Raw genomic sequence first — 17612 nt, forward strand, 5'->3', positions numbered from 1 at the left:
CGTGTAGATGGTGAGCGGGTACATCACCCGCGCTTCGCACCGACTTACACGGAGGCCACATTCATGACAACTTCAGCAGCGGTAACTGAGGCGTTTACGGAACGAGTGTTCCGCTCGGTGCTCGGAGCCGCGGAGACGCAAGCCATCTACCTTGGAATGCAACTTGGCTACTACACAGCACTGAGTGACGGTGGATCGCTCACCGCCGCAGAGCTGGCTCGCCGCACCGAGACGGCGCCCCGCTACGCGAGGGAGTGGCTAGAACACCAGGCGGTTTGCGGTTACCTCCACGTTGACGACGTCAGCGCGGACCAAGAGGAACGCCGATTCACGCTTCCGCCGGAGCACGCGGAGGTACTCGCGTGTGAAGGTTCGCTGAACTACATCGCGCCCTTCAGCCAGCTTTTCGCAGCCACCAGTCAGCGACTCGAAGACCTGGTCCACGCCTACCGCACTGGAACTGGTGTGAGCTGGGAACAGTTCGGAACGGACGCACGTGAGGGCCAGGCGGCCGCGAATAGGCCCCTCTTCCTCGGCCCATTGGGTAAGGAGTATTTACCGTCGATTCCCAGCATCGAGCAGGCGCTCCGTGCAGGCGGGACCGTCGCCGACATCGGGTGCGGGTACGGATGGTCCTCCATTGGGATCGCGCAAGCCTACCCGGATGCCACTGTCGACGGCATTGACACCGATATTGCGTCGATAGTGAAAGCCCGTGCCGTCGCGGAGTCCTACGGAGTCTCGGACAGGGTGTCGTTCTCCGCGACGATGCCAGGCCCTGACCGCAGCGCCCAGTACGACCTCGTATGCGCGTTCGAATGCATCCACGACATGTCCGACCCAGTCGCAGTGCTGCGGGAGATGCGGCGCCTTGTGCGTCCAGACGGGACAGTACTGGTCATGGACGAGCGCGTGGCGCACGAGTTCACCGCGCCTGGAGACGAAGTCGAGCAGTTGATGTACGGCTACAGTCTGCTGTGCTGTCTTCCTGACGGACTTTCCCATGAGCATTCGGTTGGTACGGGAACCGTCATGCGTCCGGCCACGCTGGACAAGTACGCACGTCAGGCGGGGTTCAGTGGAATAGAGATCTACGACATCGAGAATGACTTCTTCCGGTTCTACCGACTCGTACAGTCGTGACCGAACGCGCGGAGTATGTTCGACAATGTGAGTGCTGACCATGATGCGCAGCGTGGTGCGCCCAAGACTGAATACTTCACCTACGCAGATTTCGGCCTGGCGTTCTTCCACCGCGCCATCTCGAAGAAGCGAATACTGTCGGCCGTTTCCGGCATCACTGGAGCGCCGATCGAATTCGGGCCGATCGGTGCTGGTCCTGGGCGTATCGCGAAGGTCACTGCGCACGGAATCGTCAATGACCCCACCGTCACGCGAGTGTCCGACGAAGAACCGCTCCGCTTCAACCTGCATATCCCGGTCGATCTGAAATTCGTTGTCCGGTTGACCGGCACGGTGCACCGCTTTCGGGCCGATGTCGCTGTCGATCTGAAACTGACGGCGCGCGCCGCGAAACCGTTGCGCGCCGTGATCGAAGTTGAGCCACCAGATAAGAGCGACGTCGCGGTAGAGATCCGCGCGGAGGGTCTCGCCTCCAGCGTCCTCCAAATCGTGTCGGGCATGGAATCGGAGGTGAAGCGATTCGTCGCGAAGTACATCAAGGAGGAAGTGAACAAACCACATATCCAGAAAGCGCGCGACGTGGACCTCGGGCCGATGATCGATGCGGCGGAGTACTAGTCGAAGTTGACTCGCAGGATCTGATCGTCCTCAGGAGCAGCGCGGCCACGGCCGTCGCGGTTGCTGGTCGTAACCCACAAGCTGCCATCGGGAGCAGCGACAGCCGCCCGTAGGCGCCCGTAACCCCCGAGCGACGCGCGGGGTTCACCCGTCGCGCCGTTGTTAATCGGGATTTCCCACAGTCGATTGCCGCGCAGGGCAGCCATGTACAAGACATCATCGATGATGGCCAGGCCCGCCGGGGAAGCCTCGGCTGGCCGCCACACTTCGACGGGGTCGATGAAGCGGTCCTCGCCACCTATGCCTTCGATCTCAGGCCAGCCGTAGTTTCCCCCGGGGACGATCAGGTTGAGTTCATCCCAGCTAAAAGCTCCGAATTCTGACGCCCACAACTGATCACGGGAGTCGAACGCGAGACCCTGAATGTTTCGGTGACCGTAACTGAGGACCGCCGACTCGGGGAAAGGGTTGCCGGGTGCCGGTCGCCCGTCTGTGGTGAGTCGCAGAATCTTTCCGCCGAGCGAGTTCAGATTCTGCGAAAATGCTTGTTGCCCAGCATCTCCCGTCGCGGCATACAGGTAGCCATCAGGGCCGAATGTAAGCGCTCCTCCGTTGTGGATGGTGCCCGACGGAATCCCCGCCAGGGTCGGCTGCGGATCCGTGAGAGCGCCCTCGCTGAACGTGTAACGAACGATGCGGTTGTCCGCGTCTGTCGTGTAGTACACGAAAACGTGTGCGGTGTCGGCGAACTCGGGGGAAACGGCAATTCCCATGAGGCCACCTTCACCCCGATTGTCGACGTCGTCGATCTGAACTACCTCGGTGGTAGTACCCGCGTCACCGATGAGAAGCACACGTCCACTGTCGCGTTCAGTCACCAGCGCATCGCCGTCGGGCAGGAATGCGACATCCCAGGGGACCTGTAGCTCTACCGCCAACGCGGAGACCGCGGTAGCGTTCTCGTCAACCGGAACGGACCTCGAGGGCGAAGGGTCTTGCGCGCAACCGGCCAGAATTGCTGCGAACACCGCTGCCGCAGCCCAGCGGATTACGCGCATCGACACTGAGAGCTTTTACGTTTGTGTGTCGTAGCTGAGACCGATCTGGGGAGACTCTGGTCCACCCTCGGACAGTTCGTCCCAGTGTTTCGCCATGTACGCGGCAAGCCCAGCCAGTCCGAGCGCGCTTGTCACCCAGATCGTGCCGCGCATTACCTTGACCTTTTTGGAACGCTGCTTCTTCGATGTCGCTGCCGCTTTGCGCCCTGACCGCAGTCGCTGGGCTGCAAGAAGGCCAATCCCGACCGGACCCCGGGCGACTGTTAGCCCGACAAGCGCCGCCTTGCCAAGGCGTTTCGCCACCGGCGACGACGCGTCGTCCGCCTTCTTTTCTGTACTAGCGATCACGTCATCCAGGGCCGTCTCCTGGCTTGCGTCCATGCTTACACCTCTCTGAAGACACCGGTACTTCAACCCTGTCACGATCTTTCGCCCGATGGTGCCGGAATGGTCCGTGTTCCCTCGCAGCGAAGCGCTGACACTACTGAAGCACATGCTTCTTCGACCGAGGCGTGCTCCCATACTCGGAGTACGGTCCAGCCGGCGCTTTCAAGTGCCTGCTTCTGCCGACGATCGCGGTCGGCGTTCCGCGCGAGCTTCGGGCTCCAGTATGCGGAGTTGGTCCGTGGCTTTGTGCCATGGTCCGGGCAGCAGTGCCAGAAGCAACCGTCGATGAAAACGGCGACGTGTGCTTTCGTGAAGACGATGTCCGGTCTGATCAGCATGCCGCCTGTACGGATGGGAAGGTCCTTGCGGAAGCGGTATCCCATTCTGTGCAACGCCGAACGCACGAGCCGTTCCGGTTGCGTTCCGGCTCGCTTGATCGCCGCCATGTTCCGCGACCTGCCTGGAGTGGGCGCTATCAGTCCGTTCACAGGGTCCATAGGCCCACACTGCCATCCGGGCGGTCGTCCGGCGAACCCCGGCGATCGCGTCACTCACCCGAGTAGCTGACACGTCCTTCTGCGAGTTCTGCGGATGCTTCTGCTCCACCGAGCATGTCGATGAACTCGACTGTTGCCCGGACAAGGTCGTCTGGGTTCGAGATGGGGGACCAGTGACCGGAATCGATCGTGCGACGCCACAGCTGTGACGCGAACTTCCCGTAGTCGTCGTACCCGCTGGGCCGCACCGCGCGGTCCCGCGCGTTGATGACTACTTGGACTGGCACCGTTGTTGGCTTCGGCTGTGAACGAAGCAGTCGCCGCGCAATATTGGCGCGGTAACGGTTGACTCCGTTCGCCATGTCCTCGGCAATTGTCGCGGCCGGCTTAACCCGGGCCGGGTCCAGGCCGTCAAAGAGGCCGAGGAAGCGGGCCCAGTTACCGGCCATGACGCGGCGCAGTACCGCTTCTGGCAGCCACGGTAGCTGGAAAAGGTAGGTGTAGTAGGAGGCGAGGCCTTGCTCTAGCGGGCCCGCGAGGTTGCTGAAGGTCGGCCGTCTGAACCGGTCTCGCACCCAATGCATGAGAATGTCGAGGTTGGGTCCGGACGTCACGGTGAACGAGGCGACGCGGCTCGCGGCGTTCTCCGTTGCGAGCGCTTCCCACACCTCCACACCGCCCCAGTCGTGTGCAAGGACGTGGACCGGAGCGTCCGGGCTCACGGCATCGATCACGGCGCGGAAGTCCGTGGCGAGCGCAGCGAGTTCGTAGTCGGACACGCGAGCGGGAACCGTGCTTTCACCGGCGCCACGGGTGTCGTAAGAGATAACGCGGAAGCGTTCGGAAAGCTGCGGAACCACGTACTGCCACAGGTCGTGCGTGTCTGGCCAGCCATGCACGAGGACAATGGGCTCACCGTCCGGATTCCCGGTTTCGAAGACCGCAAGGGAAACGTCACCATTGGTGACAGTTCGGCGTTGAACGTCCACAGTGCTGATCATAGAGGTCTTCTCCGTAGCTCTCAGGTGGCCCAACCTCCGCAGCGGCTTCGGCAAGACCCCTCGACGTCCATCACGGACGAACTTGCCGTCGCTGTTGCGCGGTTCTCTCGGACCACTTATCGGGCATCGTTGGGCCGACAATTCCTCGATACTATAGAACAACATCTACTGTGACAATATTCGTTGTCATTATCGGGTTGTGGTGAATGCGGGGAACGCAGGCCCACCTTGCAGCGACAACTGGTCGATGTCCATGGTGGTTGTCGCTATGAGGCGGGCGGACGGCACCACTTTAGGGCGCGCGAGTTAACAGATCAGCGTCTGCGTGGGCGCGCCCATGGGCGCGGTAGGAACCGGGTAGAAACGACGTCGGGGCGGAACGGTATCTGCGGGCGACGCAAAGTCCGCGCCATCCACTCACCGAGGACGACACCCGCGGCGAGCGCAACACCAATCGCCATGGCATTGGCAAGGTTCGCGATGCCTTCGAATCGATCGTCGGCAACGAGCCCATACAGCCCGCGGTAAATCGCGAGGCCGGGTAGCAGCGGGGTGATGCCGGCGACAGCCACCACAAGTGGGGGAACGAGCGCGCGACGTGCGACCAGGCCACCGGCGAACCCTACGAGGATCGCCGCGGTTCCTGCCGCCGCGACGGTTCCGGCCTCAGCGTTCACCGTGGTGAGGAACGTGGCCATGCCCGCTGCACCGCCGAGCGCTGCGGCCGTGAGAGCCCTGCGCTCGGCGTAACTTGCGAGCGCGAAACACATCGCGGCGACGGCGCCCGCGAGGATCTGAACAGGCATTCGTGTGAAGCCCTGGACGAGCGTTGTTCCGATCATCGGCAGATCTATTCCGAGCTGCTGGCTGATTTGCAAGGTCATCGTGACGCCGGTAATGATTCCCGCGGTCATCATCACGACTTCCAGCAGCCGCGCTGACGCGGTAATCGGTGCACCCGTAATGGCGTCCTGAACAGAGCCGACCAGCGACAAGCCAGCGAGAAGGACGACGATTCCGGTAGCGACGATTTGGGAGGGGTGCACGGTGATCCCCAAAGGTCCACTGAGCTGATACATGATCGGCGCGGGAATCGTCGCGATGATTCCGCCAACCACCTGCTGGTAGAAGAGCGGCAGCCCGAGCTGGTTCAGCGCAAGGTTCGTGCGGTAGATAGTGATCGTCGTCAGAAAGGCAACCAGCGCGGTTACTGGGCCGGCGCCGAGCAGTACGGCGACCGATGCTGCGAGCCCTGCCCACCCCGATGTCGCCACCCAGCGCGGGTAAGGGTGCGGGGCTGAAACGATGGTGTCGAGAATGCGATGCGCCTGAGCCGGTGTCAGCGCGCGGTGGCGCATCCGCCGAATTAGCTGATCGACCGCCGAGAGCCGCGTGAAGTCCAGCGATCGATGGTGGACGACGCGCATCGTGGTCGCAGGCGGTAGGGAGGCGCCCCGATGCGCCGTGATGACGATCGAGTTGTATGTGACGTCTACCTCACACTGTTCGAGGCCGTAGGTGGAGGCGACGAATTGAATTTGGGTCTGGGTATCGATCGCGCCGGTACCCGCATCGAGTAGCACCGCTCCTACGCGCACGGCGAGGTCAAGGGTCTCGGTCACCGCGCTGTCGTCGCTGAGGTCGATTGGCCGCAGCGGAAGGATCGCGGGAATAGCAGCAGTGTCGATGGTTGCGGGTTGCGCGCTGGGTGGCCCAAAAAGCGCCGTCATCAGGCGCTGCGACCATCCACTCATGCTGATGACCCTCCCTCTAGTATCCGGCGCACCGCGATTTCGATGACCGACTCCATCCATGATGGCGAGTGAGCCTCGACAATGCGACGTGGGGGTCGTCGCTTTCCTGAACGGATGATGTGCTGGGCGTAATAAGCCTCTGGGACATGCCGCGCCTGTGTGCCCGCAGAAATGTGTCAGACCGATACCGTACGGTGCGAGGCGAAATGAAGCGCCCTGTTTTACGGGCAGGGTAGGCGTGGCAGGAGGAACGGTGACGGAGGAGCTGACGTGCTTGGAGATCTGCGCGGGGGCAGGTGGGCAGTCGCTCGGACTGGAGGTCGCTGGGTTTCGCCACGAACTCGCTGTGGAGATCGAACCAGAACCTTGTGCGACCCTTCGGATGAACCGCCCCTCCTGGAAGGTGCATGAAGGTGATGTCCGGGAAGTGCGCGGCAGGGATTTCCGCGGTGTTGACTTGATAGCGGGAGGCGTCCCGTGCCCGCCGTTCTCGATCGCGGGACATCAGCTCGGGGCTGACGACGAGCGAGACTTGTTCCCCGAGGCGCTTCGCCTCGTCTCGCAGGCACGTCCCGCAGCCGTAATGCTCGAGAATGTGCGTGGCCTGTCAACCGCCCGATTTGCGCCCTATCGGCAGTCCATTCTCGATCGTCTCGATTCCCTTGGCTATGACGCGGACTGGCAGGTGCTGAATGCCTCCGAGTTCGGGGTGCCCCAATTGCGTCCTCGATTCATTCTGGTCGCGGCGAAACGGCGTTTCATGCGACGTTTCGAATGGCCTGGGGCGAAGGGCACACCGCCGACCGTGGGTGAAACGCTGCATCGGTTCATGGCCAGGGATGGGTGGCCGGGGGCAAGCCGCTGGGCCGCGGGCGCGGAAGGTATCGGCCCGACCATCGTGGGTGGTTCCCGCAAACACGGAGGTCCAGATCTCGGCCCGACCCGCGCTCGGGCGGCGTGGCTTGCACTCGGAGTTGACGGACGGGGTATTGCTGATGCCGCACCTGCAGCGGAGACACCGACGGACTTCACTCCGCGGCTAACTCTGGAAATGGTGGCTGCGTTGCAAGGCTTCCCGCCGGAGTGGCAGTTCTCTGGTCGTAAAACGGCGGCATACCGACAGATTGGGAATGCCTTCCCGCCGCCGGTCGCCACCGCAATCGGTGGTTCCATCAGGCGGATGCTGGCAGGGGGCTCCGCCATCAAGCGCCGGTCCAGTGCGGCGACGGTGCGGAAGGACAGGATCTTGCATCCTGTCAGAGCAGCCGGATAACGTCGTCATCGACGCTGGTCTCGACTGAAACGCGCCGTGAAGCAGGGATGGTAGGTGCAGCGGCGGTCGCGGACTCTCCGGGGCTCGCGCAGCGCCACAGGCTGCCTTCGATCTCGGCGATAGGGCCCGGGTCCCCACTCTCTGCGGGCACCACACGGATGCTGACGAACTCGCCTGGCTGCGGCACCGGGGCACCAAGTTCGTGTGCCACAGCCCTATGCGCAACGTAGTCGCCGCCAGCGATCAGGATTCCTTCTGCCTGCAATGTTGAGCGGGCACCGCCGTTCGCTCGCACCCGCTTCATATAGTCATCTTGCTCCGCCACCGTCGCCACTGTATTGCGCCCGATGCGATGGTTCGTGACACGTCGGAAAAGCTCATTCACGCGCTGCTGACCTGTGGGGAGTGAGAAGATGCGCGCCACGACGGCTGGATCCACCTTCAGCAGCACATTCGGTGGGAGTTCGGCGTCCTTGTGCAGCCACGCGATCTCCGCTATGCCTTTCGGGCTCAGCGCGGTCTTCCCGTCGCGATTCACGCTGAGCCGACAGATTTCCGGTCGCGCGCGCACCACGCCGACGCTCCACGTCCCGGCCTGGTCGCTCGCGGTGCAAGCAAGAATGACGTGACCTAACGCTTCAGGTGGAAGCATCCACCCGCCGGACCGTTGCGAAAACTTGCAGTCCACGTCATAGCCGTTGATCTTGTAGTCGAGAAGCTCTCCGTCTCGCAGCACGTCCCCGAAAGCGCGACGCAAGTTGATTTCGATGAGCGTCCCAAAGTGGGTCTTCTCGGTTTTATAGAGCTGATCCCAGCAGTAGCGGCCAGTGTGCTGCCCGTCGTAGAGCTGGTCGAAGGTCGCACGGAAAACGGCCGCGAAACGTTCACCTTGTGGGTCTGCCTGTCGCAGCGACGACACGATCTCCTGCACTATTGGGTCCCCGATGTCGAGCGGCGCGGTGGCGGCGCCCGCCGGGACGAGCTCGAACAGTGCCTCGGTTTGCCAGTCCGATCCCTGAGGGGCCGGTGCTGCGGCGTCCGTGAAGCCGTCGAGGGGCAGGAAGCTAGAGTCGTCGTGCACTCCGCCACTGTAATGTGCTGTATCGTCCGCTGATCCGCATGACCGGCCGTGCAGTTGACGTGGCGAGCTGTTGATCAAAGGAGGCTGTGACGTTGGCGGGAACAGACCGAGAGCCATTATCGGCGGGCCATGTTCGGACCGAAACGGCGCACATTCACTTCGAGACGTACGGGGACGTCACGTTCTCCCCGCTCGTCGTGCTGCACGGAAACGGCGAGGATCTGCATAGCCTGGATGAACAGATTCGTGCCTTCGCGGCCCGCCACTGGGTGGTCGCGATTGATACTCGCGGCCACGGCCGGTCAAGTGGTGGTACCGAGTCCTGGGACTTCCCGCTTTTCTCCCGTGATGTGCTCGCGGTGCTCGACGAACTGAACATCGATTCCACGCATGTATTCGGTTACAGCGATGGCGGCAACATCGCCCTGCAACTCGTTTCGGATCACCCCCAGAGGGTCCGCTCCGTAGCGGTGGTCGGTGCGAATCTGGACCCGACCGGCCTCCATCCCTGGACCCGGGCGGTTCTGATTGTGCAGCGCGCCGCGCTGTCGATCGCGGCACGTCGTTCGCGCCGGGCAGCAGCAGCGCTGGCGAAGATCGTGCTGATGACTGATCATCCGCACCTTGATCCGGTCCGGCTTCGCCGTCCGCATATCCCGGCGCTGGTCATCGCTGGCCAGCGCGATGTTGTGCGTTCCGGTCACACTGAACTGATTGCCCGGTCCTTGCCGGGCTCGGAATTGCACATCCTGCGGGGCGCGAAACATGAAATCCCGTTTGAGAACGCGGAACAGTGCAATGCGCTGGTGCTGGATTTTCTGCGGACAGTGGATGCTTGACCGGCGGAGTGCGGGATGGATGCTGATCGGGGGAGGGGCTGCAGGATTTGTTGCTGCCGTCCTGCTTACCGTCGAACGGACACGAATGCTCGCCTCGCCCGGCTACCTGCCGCTGTGCGACGTCAATGAGCGATTGACTTGTGGAACTGTGCTGACGTCCTGGCAGGCGGAGGCGCTGGGTTTCCCCAACACCTATCTGGGCCTAGCGGGTTTTCCGCTCGTAACCGCGGTGGGGGTGCTCGCTTTGGGTAACGTACGAATGCCCCGATGGTTTGTACTGACCCACCTTGGTGGCGTGATCGCAGCATGCATCTTCGTGCTGTGGCTCGTGTATCAGAGCGTCGCGGTCATTCAGGTGCTGTGCCCGTACTGTCTCGTGGTGTGGGCGGTGACGCCGCTGGTACTGATCGCGTCGATCAGACTGGCGGTCAGCGCCACCAATCGTCAAACGGCGTAACGGGCACCGTGCGCTTGTGCCGCGTTGCCAGGTACAAGCGTTCGATACGCGCAGCGGTCTCCTCGCTGACCGAGCCACCCTCGAGGTAGCTGTCGATTTCCTCGTACGTCATCCCCAGCGCGGCTTCGTCGGGGAGTGCGGGCCGACCGTCCTCGAGATCTGCGGTGGGGACCTTTTTCCAGAGAGTTTCGGGCGATCCGAGTTCTTGAAGAAGCTGCTTACCCTGCCGTTTAGTCAGCCCGGTTAGAGGCGTGAGGTCAACGCCGCCGTCCCCATACTTTGTGAAGAACCCCGTGACTGCCTCCGCCGCATGGTCTGTGCCCACGACGAGCATTCCCAGCTGGCCAGCGATGGCGTACTGCGCGACCATGCGTTCCCGCGCTTTGACGTTGCCCCGCACGAAGTCGCTGATGCCATCGTTCCCGCCTTCGAGGTGGGAGATCGCTTGTGAAATCTCTGTTGCCGCCGCAGCGGTGCTTGCTTTGATGTTCACGGTCGTCAGATCGTCGGGCCCGATGAATTCGAGTGCTGCACTCGCGTCGGCCTCGTCGGACTGCACACCATGCGGCAGGCGCACCGCCACGAAGCGCGCGGGCGTGCCCTCGGAGCGAAGCTCGGTCGCGGCCATCTGGCAGAGCTTGCCAGCGAGCGCGCTGTCTTGACCACCACTGATGCCGAGTACGAAGCCCAAGGTCCGTGTAGCTGCCACGTACTGTTTCAGGAACTCGACGCGCTTCCGGATCTCTGCTGCAGGGTCAATCTTGGATGTGACGAACAGTTCACGCTGGATCTCTTCACGCAGGCCGCTCATGCGTATCTACCTTAGCGGGGCCAGCGTGACACCGCAGGCCAGCCGGTGGTGCTTCTAGCGCGCGCCGCGTTCGGCTTCCGGACGCAGATGATCCCGAATCGCGCGGAGCGCGTCGAAGAACGGCGCCCGCGCTTCGGCGGGCACCCCGTCTAGAAAGGCATCTTGAACGATGCTGAGATGGCCGGGCAGCACCTCCGTTACCTTTCGGAGCCCGTCATCGGTGATGACGGCGGTGGTTCCGCGGCGATCGTCAGGGCTTGTCTCTCGAGTGACGAGGCCACGGGACTCGAGGCGATCGACTAGCCGGGTAGCGCCACTATTGGTCAGCCCCGCCTGTGCGGCAAGGTCGGACATGCGCAGACTGCGCTGCGCGCTTCGGCTCAGCCGCAGCAATGCTTCGAACTCGGCTGGGGCCAGATCGTGTTCGCTGATCTGGCTTGCGGTTCTGCTGGTAAGTGCGCCGTGCGCTTCGACGAAAAGGCCCATCAGGGTGATTCTGGGGTCGTCGAAGAGGGTGCGATCATCGGCCATAACGAAAATGCTAAGCCTTCACGATCGTGTAGTACTTGCCTATGCAAACTCTAGTGGTCGCTGCCACAAGTCGAACGTCGCGACGTCAGTCAGAGCGCGGCACTACGGCGCGCACCAGATGCTCCCAGGTCATCACCAGTTCATCGAGGGAAAACCGTTGAGTGCGAAGCTGATACAGCACGAGCGCGGCGGTGAGTGAAGCAAGCAGAGAATCGGCGAGCAAACGTGGGTTAATCGTCACTTGCGCCTGGATCAAGAGATTCATCACATGGGTGTGTTCGACCGCGTGTGGGGGCGCACGGAATGTGCTCATTGGCTGCCTGTCGGCTTGCAACTGCAGTTCTCCGTGTTCGTCGAGAAAGGTCAGGCGCGCACGTCCGTACGCAAGCAGGCGGTCGACGGGTGCAGCCCCCGGCCCGAGGGGAGGAGGGCCAAATAGGTAGGCGCGTTGGAGTTCTTGCTCAGCCTCATCGAGTAATGCGAACATCAGCCCAGACCGGCTGCCGAATCGCCGGAACACTGTGCCCTTGCCAACGCCGGCGCGGTGCGCGAGGCGCTCCATGGTCAGTGCCTCTGCGCCCTCATTGCGTACGATCTCCCGCGCGCTGCAAAGCAGCCGCTCGCGGTTTCGGACGGCGTCTGCGCGCTCCGTTTCCGGTGCACCGATGAGCGGAATCTGGCGCGCGTGGTCCGCAGGGTTACTTCCGGGAGCTGTCACTTAAGAGATCGTAGCCGCCGAGTTTGTCGTGTGATCTCCCTCACATGACGCGAGCTTCGGGATGGAAACGGACCGCGGTCCGGTTATGCCGAGTATCGAGCGGCGACCGCTGCAGAAACTATCGGACATTCTGGAGGGCATCATCATGGTTACGAAGAACGGCACGTCGAACGGCGTTAAGGTCGCAGTGCTGGTGGGAAGCCTGCGCGCGGACTCACTGAATAGAGAGCTCGCCGAAATCGCGGTCGCCAACGCGCCCCAGGGGGTCGATGTATCGATCGTGGATGGCCTCGGGCACGTGCCGTTCTACTCGGAGGATGTCGACAGCCCCTCCGGCCTTCCCGCGCCCGCTGGAGAGCTTCGCGCCGCAGTGGAGGCCGCTGACGCACTGCTGCTGGTGACGCCTGAATACAATGGCACCCTCCCGGCGGTACTCAAGAACGCCATTGACTGGCTGTCGCGCCCCTTCGGTGAGGGAGCAATTAAGGACAAGCCGGTCGCTGTCGTGGGTATCGCGGCAGGGCAGTATGGCGGAACCTGGGCCCACGATGATGCTCGCAGGTCGGTCGGGGTTGCGGGTGGCCGCGTGGTTGAGAAGATCGCCGTCTCGATTGGCGGTGCATACCAGCGTTTCGCCGAGAATCGTCCGGCCGACGATGCCGAGGCAGTGACCCAGGTGCGGGAGGCAGTGGCCTCGCTGGCCGGAAGTGTCGCCCTCGTCGCCTAGGGAAAGTAGGCCCCTCTTAGCTATAGTGAAAATCATTATCGGATAAGAGGAGGGTGGATGAAGGTCCGTAAGTCATTGCGGTCACTGAAGAACAAGCCAGGAGCGCAGGTCGTTAGGCGCCGCGGCAAGGTTTTCGTGATCAACAAAAAGGAGCCGCGTTTCAAAGCTCGGCAGGGATGACTGCCGCGCGCGTGGATATAGTGTGACTGAACTTCGCGCGGATGCCGCCGCGGTGCGGTAGACAGTGAGCAGCAACGCTGTCACGACCTACCGCGCAGCGGCGAGCGGCGAGGAGTCACGGATGGCCACATCAAAGGCAACAAAGTCCCACTTCCCTGGGTTCGTAGCGAGTTCACCCAGTGCGCAGCACTGCCTCACGGTTCTCATTCGGGGCGGGGAGTTTCGCAGCGCAAACTTCGTTGTCCCGATTTCGGACGGTGGCCTGAAGATCAGTGGTGGAGTCGAGAACGGCACGTTCGTGGCTCCTTCAGATGGGAGCCACGGTATCTACGGAAAGTCGCTCGCTGTTCCTGGCGGCGTCACCGGACTTGGTGCTGTGTCTCGCGCGCTTGGCTCGATGGGCAATGTGACAGCGCAGGTGCAGGCGGTCAAGCCGATGCTGCTCAACGATTTGCTTGCCTTCGATCTCACGTTGTTTCTCCGCATACATGTGCAGAATCCGCTCGTCGGGGGTGAGTGCTACATCGGCACACCGAGCGAGCCGCTCACTGTTCGGATGCAGCGGATCGAGGGTGACGACCACATTCCCAAGCTGACGCGTGACGGCATTCCCTCCGGGGTAATTGCGATCGGAAACATCAACGTCGCCGCCTCGAACTTCAAGGTGCCCGCCGTGACGGGTGCAGGCCCGAGGGGTGCTTTCAATACCGTCGTCAATGTGCGGGCGAGCCTGCCCAATTCTGGTGTTTCCACCTCATTGAGTATTCGCGCTGACGCTTATTTGGCGCAGAATCCCGACTACAACGGTGACTAAGAGTTGATTCATAAGTCGGCGTGAGCCGATTCATGTTTCGTGGGGGTGTGGCTGGTCCGCCTGTTCCGTCGACGTCCCCACCGCCACCCGCGTGTGCGGGACTGCTGCCGGTGGGGTCTGTTACGGGATAGGGCGGGGCGTTCCCCTTGACCGGCAGGGGCCACGGTGTGGCTGCCGTCCTCACCAATGGCCAACACTGCGGGTGTCGGGTTGTGGTGGACGGTTGACCGGTCCGGCCCCTCTTGCTGGGCCGTTCCTACAGGTGATTCGTTCCCGGTGACGGGAATGTTCTGGACGTGACCGGCGGTCACGAGTTGGTGCGCGTGTACACGCACAGCGTGGTTTATGTACGCGGTTTTCGGGTCTGGTGTCCCGTCCTTGCCGCACGCACCGTGGGTGACGGTCGCGGCCAACAACGCCGACACGATATCCCGGTCGCCGGAGAATCCACACACGCCACAGGAATGCGTCCGTTGCGATAACGCCTTTTTGGCCCGTGCCCCGCACACGCAGTGCTGCGACAACGCGGTGGTCCAGGTCGAGGCCTTCGACATGCGGCCACCAGCGGTTTCGCATTCGGCAGTGAGCGCGGCGAGCATGATGCCGGGCGAGAACGCTGCGATACCTCGTCCCCACCGCAACGCCCAGGTGCGGATGCTGACGTCCTCGGTGACCAGGTTCGGGCCGTGTGTGGCGACGATCGCTCGTGCGGTATCGCGGGCATAGCAGGCTTTACGGTGGGCTGCTGCTGCGGATGCTGCGGCGTGATCTGCCCGAATCTGCTGGTACCGGCGGGACAGGGCGTCTCTGCGGTACGCGCGTTTAGGCACTCCGGCACCGTTCGCGTGACGGGCACCGCCCGGTGTGGTCACCTGTTTGGGTTCCAGACCAGCGGCGGCCCGGCGTTGTGCTCGGGCTTGCTGCTTTCTGCTCAGCCGGTACTGGCTGGTGTTGTTGGCGCGGCGTGATCGGTCCAGAGCGCGCTGGCGACCTCTGGCCTTATGTGCTTCACGTTCGGTCACAGCTCTCTGCTCGCCGGTGATCGTGACGCGTGAAGTTAGCACCACGCCGGAGTAGTCGCCGGGATTGGGGAAGGAGGCGATGGCGATGTTGGAGACGTTGCCGTCCACCCCGGCACACCGATCCAACGGTGCCGCGGCACGCGCGGCAGCGACGGCTGGGCTGGTCCACCCGTGGCCGAGGATCACCAGGTGAGCCTGGTAGCGCCAGCCGCCGGGAGCGTGGGCCTTGCAGGGTTCCGACGAGTCGGTACGTTTCCCACGTCGGCTGTGTTTTGGTGTGCGAGCGGGCGCGGCCTGGGATGCGGGCGAAGTTCCACCACGACCCGATCTGCGGTGTGCCGAACCTCTTGCCGGTGCGGTCGGGGAACAGGAACCGGTCACACGTTTCCCACACCTCGTCAGCGACATGCAGGCCGGTGGCTTTGGTCAGGTGATCACGCATCCACCCCGAGTCCTCCGCATGGGTTTTCGCGCGAGCCTCAACACCTTTGCGCGACAGCCCCAACCGTGCCAGGACCGCTTTGTAACCAGTCTCGCGTTCACGGTGCGCGGCCAGATACGCGGTACACGCGTTGCGGGCATCACGCTGCAATGCGCGACGCAACCGGAACACTGCGGACCAATGCTGCTCGACGCGCCTGCGCATCACCGAGTCGGCGGACACATCCAACTCCAGGGCTATGACAGCCACCTGTTCCGGGCGGCGCCAATTCGCCGTCTTCGAGCGCCCGCGCGTACGCCGCGCAGGAGCCGGAACACTCGTCGAACTGGTCACGATATCCAGCAAAGCACGCCGGTACGACAAGTTTTTCAATCCCAGCGCTCACGAGAAGTCGCCTCATCGATTCTCATAAATGTCAGAGGTGACCGGCATGAACAACGTATGCGAACCAGAACGCTCGGACCAGCCGATATCCATGCCCTGACCGGACTGACCTGACCGAACGCGCGTTGGCGGCGATCTTCGGAACCAGTCAATCCACCGCGCACCGCATCATCCGGGACCTGCTCCCAGCCGTACCGGCCTTGTTCGACGATGGTGGCGGTGCTCGTCATGGTGAGACATTGTTGTTGGACAACACACTGATCCCGGTGCACGACCAGTCGCTGACCAGGCCGAGCAAGAATTACCGCAGGTCGGTCACCATCCACGTCCTCGCGACCACCACCAGACGGATCGTTCACGTCGGTCGGGCTTGGCCGGGCAACCGCAACGACATCATAGTCGCCAAAGCGACCGTGAACCTGCCCGCTGGAGTGACCACGTTGACCGACGGCGGCTACCGCTCCCTGCCCGGCGCGACCCTCCCTCCACCGAAAACCGACGAGCAACGTCATGCCGCGCACCGGAAAATCCGGGCCAGGATCGAGCACATCCTCGCGAGGATGAAGGACTGGCAAATGCTTCGGCAATGTCGCAGACGCGGCAACAACATCAACCACGCCGCCCGCGCAGTCGCCTTCCTCTGCAACCCCAACTACGGCAGGTACTTATGAATCAACTCTTAGTCGTCAGATTTAGGCGGCCGTCCCTGGCGCCTGGCAGGCCGTGCCTCGTCAGGCATCCTCCGTGCCTCTGTCAGAGCTCTGCGCAGCAGAAACTCGATCTGCGCGTTGGTGCTGCGCAACTCGTCCGCCGCCCACTTCGCCAGTGAGTCATGGACGGCGGGGTCGAGTCGCAGCAGTATTTTCTTCCGCTCCGTCGCCATTGCTCGGCCTACTGGTAGAGCGTTCCTGTGTTGACTACCGGTTGTGCGTCCCGGTCGGCGCACAGTACGACGAGCAGGTTGGAGACCATCGCTGCTTTCCGCTCGTCGTCGAGATCGATAACACCGTCGCTTTCGAGGCGATCCAGCGCCTGCTGGACGATCGTGACAGCACCCTCGACGATGCGCTGCCGGGCCGCGATGACGGCGCCCGCTTGCTGGCGCCGCAGCATGGCCTGGGCGATCTCGGGCGCGTATGCCAGCCGGGTGATCCGGGATTCGATTACGCGGACACCTGCAGCGTTAACGCGGACGGCGATCTCTTCGGCAAGCTTCGCGTTGATGTCGTCCGCGTTCTCGCGCAGCGATAGCCGGTCGGATGCGTCGTATGGGTACGACCCAGCGATGTGGCGGACCGCCGCTTCCGTTTGAAATTCGACAAATTCGACGAAGTCATCCACCGCGAACACAGCTCGCGCGGTGTCCTCGACCTGCCACACGACAACCGCTGAGATCTCGATGGGGTTGCCGTCAACGTCGTTGACCTTCGCGCGACCGGTTTCGTGGTTGCGGATGCGGACGGAGACGCGTTTACGAAGCGTCAGGGGGTTGACCCAGCGAAATCCTGGTGTGCGCAACGTCCCGCTGTAGTTTCCGCCCAGGACCTGCAGGACCCGCGATTCGTTTGGTGCCACGAGGGTGAGCCCTGCGCCGACGATGAGGGCGGCGAGAACGAGCGTTACCCCGATCCCGACTGCTGTCCAGCCGGCTGGCGATTGGGCTATCACCCCCACAACGATGAGTACAGGTGCCGCCAGAAAAGCGACTAGGACCGCTCCAGCTACTGGCCACCCCTTGGTGTTCGCTGCGGCACGTTCACTGATTTTGGGTGCGGGAATCAGTGGGACCTGGGATTTCTGGGGCGCGGGTACGGTTGTCATTGCCAGAAACCTCCTCTCCGAGGCTCGTTGCTAGCAATATGATATCAGTTTTCT

The 17612-nt window shown here is 62.8% G+C and carries 22 protein-coding genes; 9 read left to right on the plus strand and 13 right to left on the minus strand.

The features are described from left to right. Positions 1–63: 63 nt before the first annotated feature. Positions 64–1143: a class I SAM-dependent methyltransferase gene (locus FHU29_RS00920; protein ID WP_064440738.1), complete on the plus strand. Its 1080-nt coding sequence runs from the start codon at positions 64–66 to the stop codon at positions 1141–1143. A 27-nt stretch (positions 1144–1170) separates the two neighbouring features. After that, the gene (locus FHU29_RS00925; RefSeq protein ID WP_157095162.1) at positions 1171–1761 is read left to right on the plus strand and encodes a hypothetical protein; all 591 of its coding nucleotides are present in this window, start codon (positions 1171–1173) and stop codon (positions 1759–1761) included. On the opposite strand, the gene FHU29_RS00930 is transcribed toward FHU29_RS00925, so the two are convergent. The 5 genes from FHU29_RS00930 to FHU29_RS00950 all read right to left on the minus strand — a co-directional run bounded on the left by FHU29_RS00930 (position 1758) and on the right by FHU29_RS00950 (position 6458). Then, a complete protein-coding gene (locus FHU29_RS00930; RefSeq protein WP_064440787.1) occupies positions 1758–2819 on the minus strand; it encodes a PQQ-dependent sugar dehydrogenase in 1062 nt (353 codons plus the stop codon). The two genes, FHU29_RS00925 and FHU29_RS00930, sit on opposite strands and share 4 nt — an antisense overlap. A 15-nt stretch (positions 2820–2834) precedes the next feature. After that, positions 2835–3200 carry a hypothetical protein gene (locus FHU29_RS00935; protein ID WP_064440740.1) on the minus strand — a complete coding sequence of 122 codons (366 nt, stop codon included), beginning with the start codon at positions 3198–3200 and terminating at the stop codon, positions 2835–2837. Between the two features lie 38 nt (positions 3201–3238). Beyond that, complete coding sequence (locus tag FHU29_RS00940) at positions 3239–3703, minus strand: very short patch repair endonuclease (protein WP_064440741.1); 465 nt, start codon at positions 3701–3703, stop codon at positions 3239–3241. A gap of 50 nt (positions 3704–3753) precedes the next feature. Further along, the gene (locus FHU29_RS00945; RefSeq protein WP_064440742.1) at positions 3754–4704 is read right to left on the minus strand and encodes an alpha/beta fold hydrolase; all 951 of its coding nucleotides are present in this window, start codon (positions 4702–4704) and stop codon (positions 3754–3756) included. A 314-nt stretch (positions 4705–5018) separates the two neighbouring features. Continuing rightward, entirely contained in the window at positions 5019–6458 is a 1440-nt protein-coding gene (locus tag FHU29_RS00950) for a threonine/serine exporter family protein (protein WP_083962358.1), read from the minus strand. 253 nt (positions 6459–6711) lie between these two features. Between FHU29_RS00950 and FHU29_RS00955 the strand changes: the two genes are divergently transcribed. Then, entirely contained in the window at positions 6712–7731 is a 1020-nt protein-coding gene (locus FHU29_RS00955) for a DNA cytosine methyltransferase (RefSeq protein WP_232322981.1), read from the plus strand. On the opposite strand, the gene FHU29_RS00960 is transcribed toward FHU29_RS00955, so the two are convergent. Beyond that, positions 7715–8812, minus strand: coding sequence for a NaeI family type II restriction endonuclease (locus tag FHU29_RS00960; protein ID WP_083962359.1), 1098 nt, complete (start codon positions 8810–8812; stop codon positions 7715–7717). The genes FHU29_RS00955 and FHU29_RS00960 overlap by 17 nt on opposite strands. 92 nt (positions 8813–8904) lie before the next feature. On the opposite strand from FHU29_RS00960, the gene FHU29_RS00965 reads away from it, so the two are divergent. Together FHU29_RS00965 and FHU29_RS00970 are read left to right on the plus strand one after the other, a co-directional pair. Continuing rightward, on the plus strand, positions 8905–9651 hold the full coding sequence (locus FHU29_RS00965) for an alpha/beta fold hydrolase (protein WP_183377437.1): 747 nt from the start codon (positions 8905–8907) through the stop codon (positions 9649–9651). After that, positions 9644–10108 carry a vitamin K epoxide reductase family protein gene (locus FHU29_RS00970; RefSeq protein WP_183377438.1) on the plus strand — a complete coding sequence of 155 codons (465 nt, stop codon included), beginning with the start codon at positions 9644–9646 and terminating at the stop codon, positions 10106–10108. The genes FHU29_RS00965 and FHU29_RS00970 overlap by 8 nt, the downstream gene beginning before the upstream one ends. Here the strand turns inward: FHU29_RS00970 and nadE are convergent. The 3 genes from nadE to FHU29_RS00985 all read right to left on the minus strand — a co-directional run bounded on the left by nadE (position 10080) and on the right by FHU29_RS00985 (position 12168). Then, on the minus strand, positions 10080–10919 hold the full coding sequence (gene nadE, locus FHU29_RS00975; protein ID WP_064440744.1) for an ammonia-dependent NAD(+) synthetase: 840 nt from the start codon (positions 10917–10919) through the stop codon (positions 10080–10082). The two genes, FHU29_RS00970 and nadE, sit on opposite strands and share 29 nt — an antisense overlap. A gap of 54 nt (positions 10920–10973) precedes the next feature. Further along, positions 10974–11450 carry a MarR family winged helix-turn-helix transcriptional regulator gene (locus FHU29_RS00980; RefSeq protein WP_064440745.1) on the minus strand — a complete coding sequence of 159 codons (477 nt, stop codon included), beginning with the start codon at positions 11448–11450 and terminating at the stop codon, positions 10974–10976. 85 nt (positions 11451–11535) lie between these two features. After that, positions 11536–12168, minus strand: coding sequence for a TetR/AcrR family transcriptional regulator (locus FHU29_RS00985; RefSeq protein WP_232322982.1), 633 nt, complete (start codon positions 12166–12168; stop codon positions 11536–11538). 145 nt (positions 12169–12313) lie between these two features. On the opposite strand from FHU29_RS00985, the gene FHU29_RS00990 reads away from it, so the two are divergent. The 3 genes from FHU29_RS00990 to FHU29_RS01000 all read left to right on the plus strand — a co-directional run bounded on the left by FHU29_RS00990 (position 12314) and on the right by FHU29_RS01000 (position 13889). Next, positions 12314–12895: an NAD(P)H-dependent oxidoreductase gene (locus FHU29_RS00990; RefSeq protein ID WP_064440793.1), complete on the plus strand. Its 582-nt coding sequence runs from the start codon at positions 12314–12316 to the stop codon at positions 12893–12895. A 57-nt stretch (positions 12896–12952) separates the two neighbouring features. Beyond that, positions 12953–13075: a type B 50S ribosomal protein L36 gene (gene ykgO, locus FHU29_RS00995; RefSeq protein WP_013808454.1), complete on the plus strand. Its 123-nt coding sequence runs from the start codon at positions 12953–12955 to the stop codon at positions 13073–13075. A gap of 64 nt (positions 13076–13139) precedes the next feature. Then, a complete protein-coding gene (locus tag FHU29_RS01000; RefSeq protein ID WP_183377439.1) occupies positions 13140–13889 on the plus strand; it encodes a hypothetical protein in 750 nt (249 codons plus the stop codon). A gap of 8 nt (positions 13890–13897) precedes the next feature. Here the strand turns inward: FHU29_RS01000 and FHU29_RS23570 are convergent, their stop codons facing one another. Further along, positions 13898–14911, minus strand: a complete 1014-nt coding sequence (locus FHU29_RS23570) for a zinc ribbon domain-containing protein (protein WP_183377440.1) — start codon at positions 14909–14911, stop codon at positions 13898–13900. Then, positions 14898–15686 carry a hypothetical protein gene (locus FHU29_RS01010; RefSeq protein ID WP_183377441.1) on the minus strand — a complete coding sequence of 263 codons (789 nt, stop codon included), beginning with the start codon at positions 15684–15686 and terminating at the stop codon, positions 14898–14900. Before FHU29_RS01010 ends, FHU29_RS23570 begins: the two co-directional genes overlap by 14 nt. A gap of 176 nt (positions 15687–15862) precedes the next feature. On the opposite strand from FHU29_RS01010, the gene FHU29_RS01015 reads away from it, so the two are divergent. After that, entirely contained in the window at positions 15863–16408 is a 546-nt protein-coding gene (locus FHU29_RS01015) for a transposase (RefSeq protein WP_183377442.1), read from the plus strand. 8 nt (positions 16409–16416) lie between these two features. Here FHU29_RS01015 and FHU29_RS01020 read toward each other — a convergent pair whose 3' ends face one another. Together FHU29_RS01020 and FHU29_RS01025 are read right to left on the minus strand one after the other, a co-directional pair. Next, the gene (locus FHU29_RS01020; RefSeq protein ID WP_064442517.1) at positions 16417–16620 is read right to left on the minus strand and encodes a type II toxin-antitoxin system antitoxin; all 204 of its coding nucleotides are present in this window, start codon (positions 16618–16620) and stop codon (positions 16417–16419) included. An 8-nt stretch (positions 16621–16628) separates the two neighbouring features. Next, positions 16629–17558 carry an SPFH domain-containing protein gene (locus tag FHU29_RS01025; protein WP_064442516.1) on the minus strand — a complete coding sequence of 310 codons (930 nt, stop codon included), beginning with the start codon at positions 17556–17558 and terminating at the stop codon, positions 16629–16631. Positions 17559–17612: the final 54 nt, after the last annotated feature.

The organism is Hoyosella altamirensis (genome assembly GCF_014191505.1).
Classification (GTDB): domain Bacteria; phylum Actinomycetota; class Actinomycetes; order Mycobacteriales; family Mycobacteriaceae; genus Hoyosella; species Hoyosella altamirensis.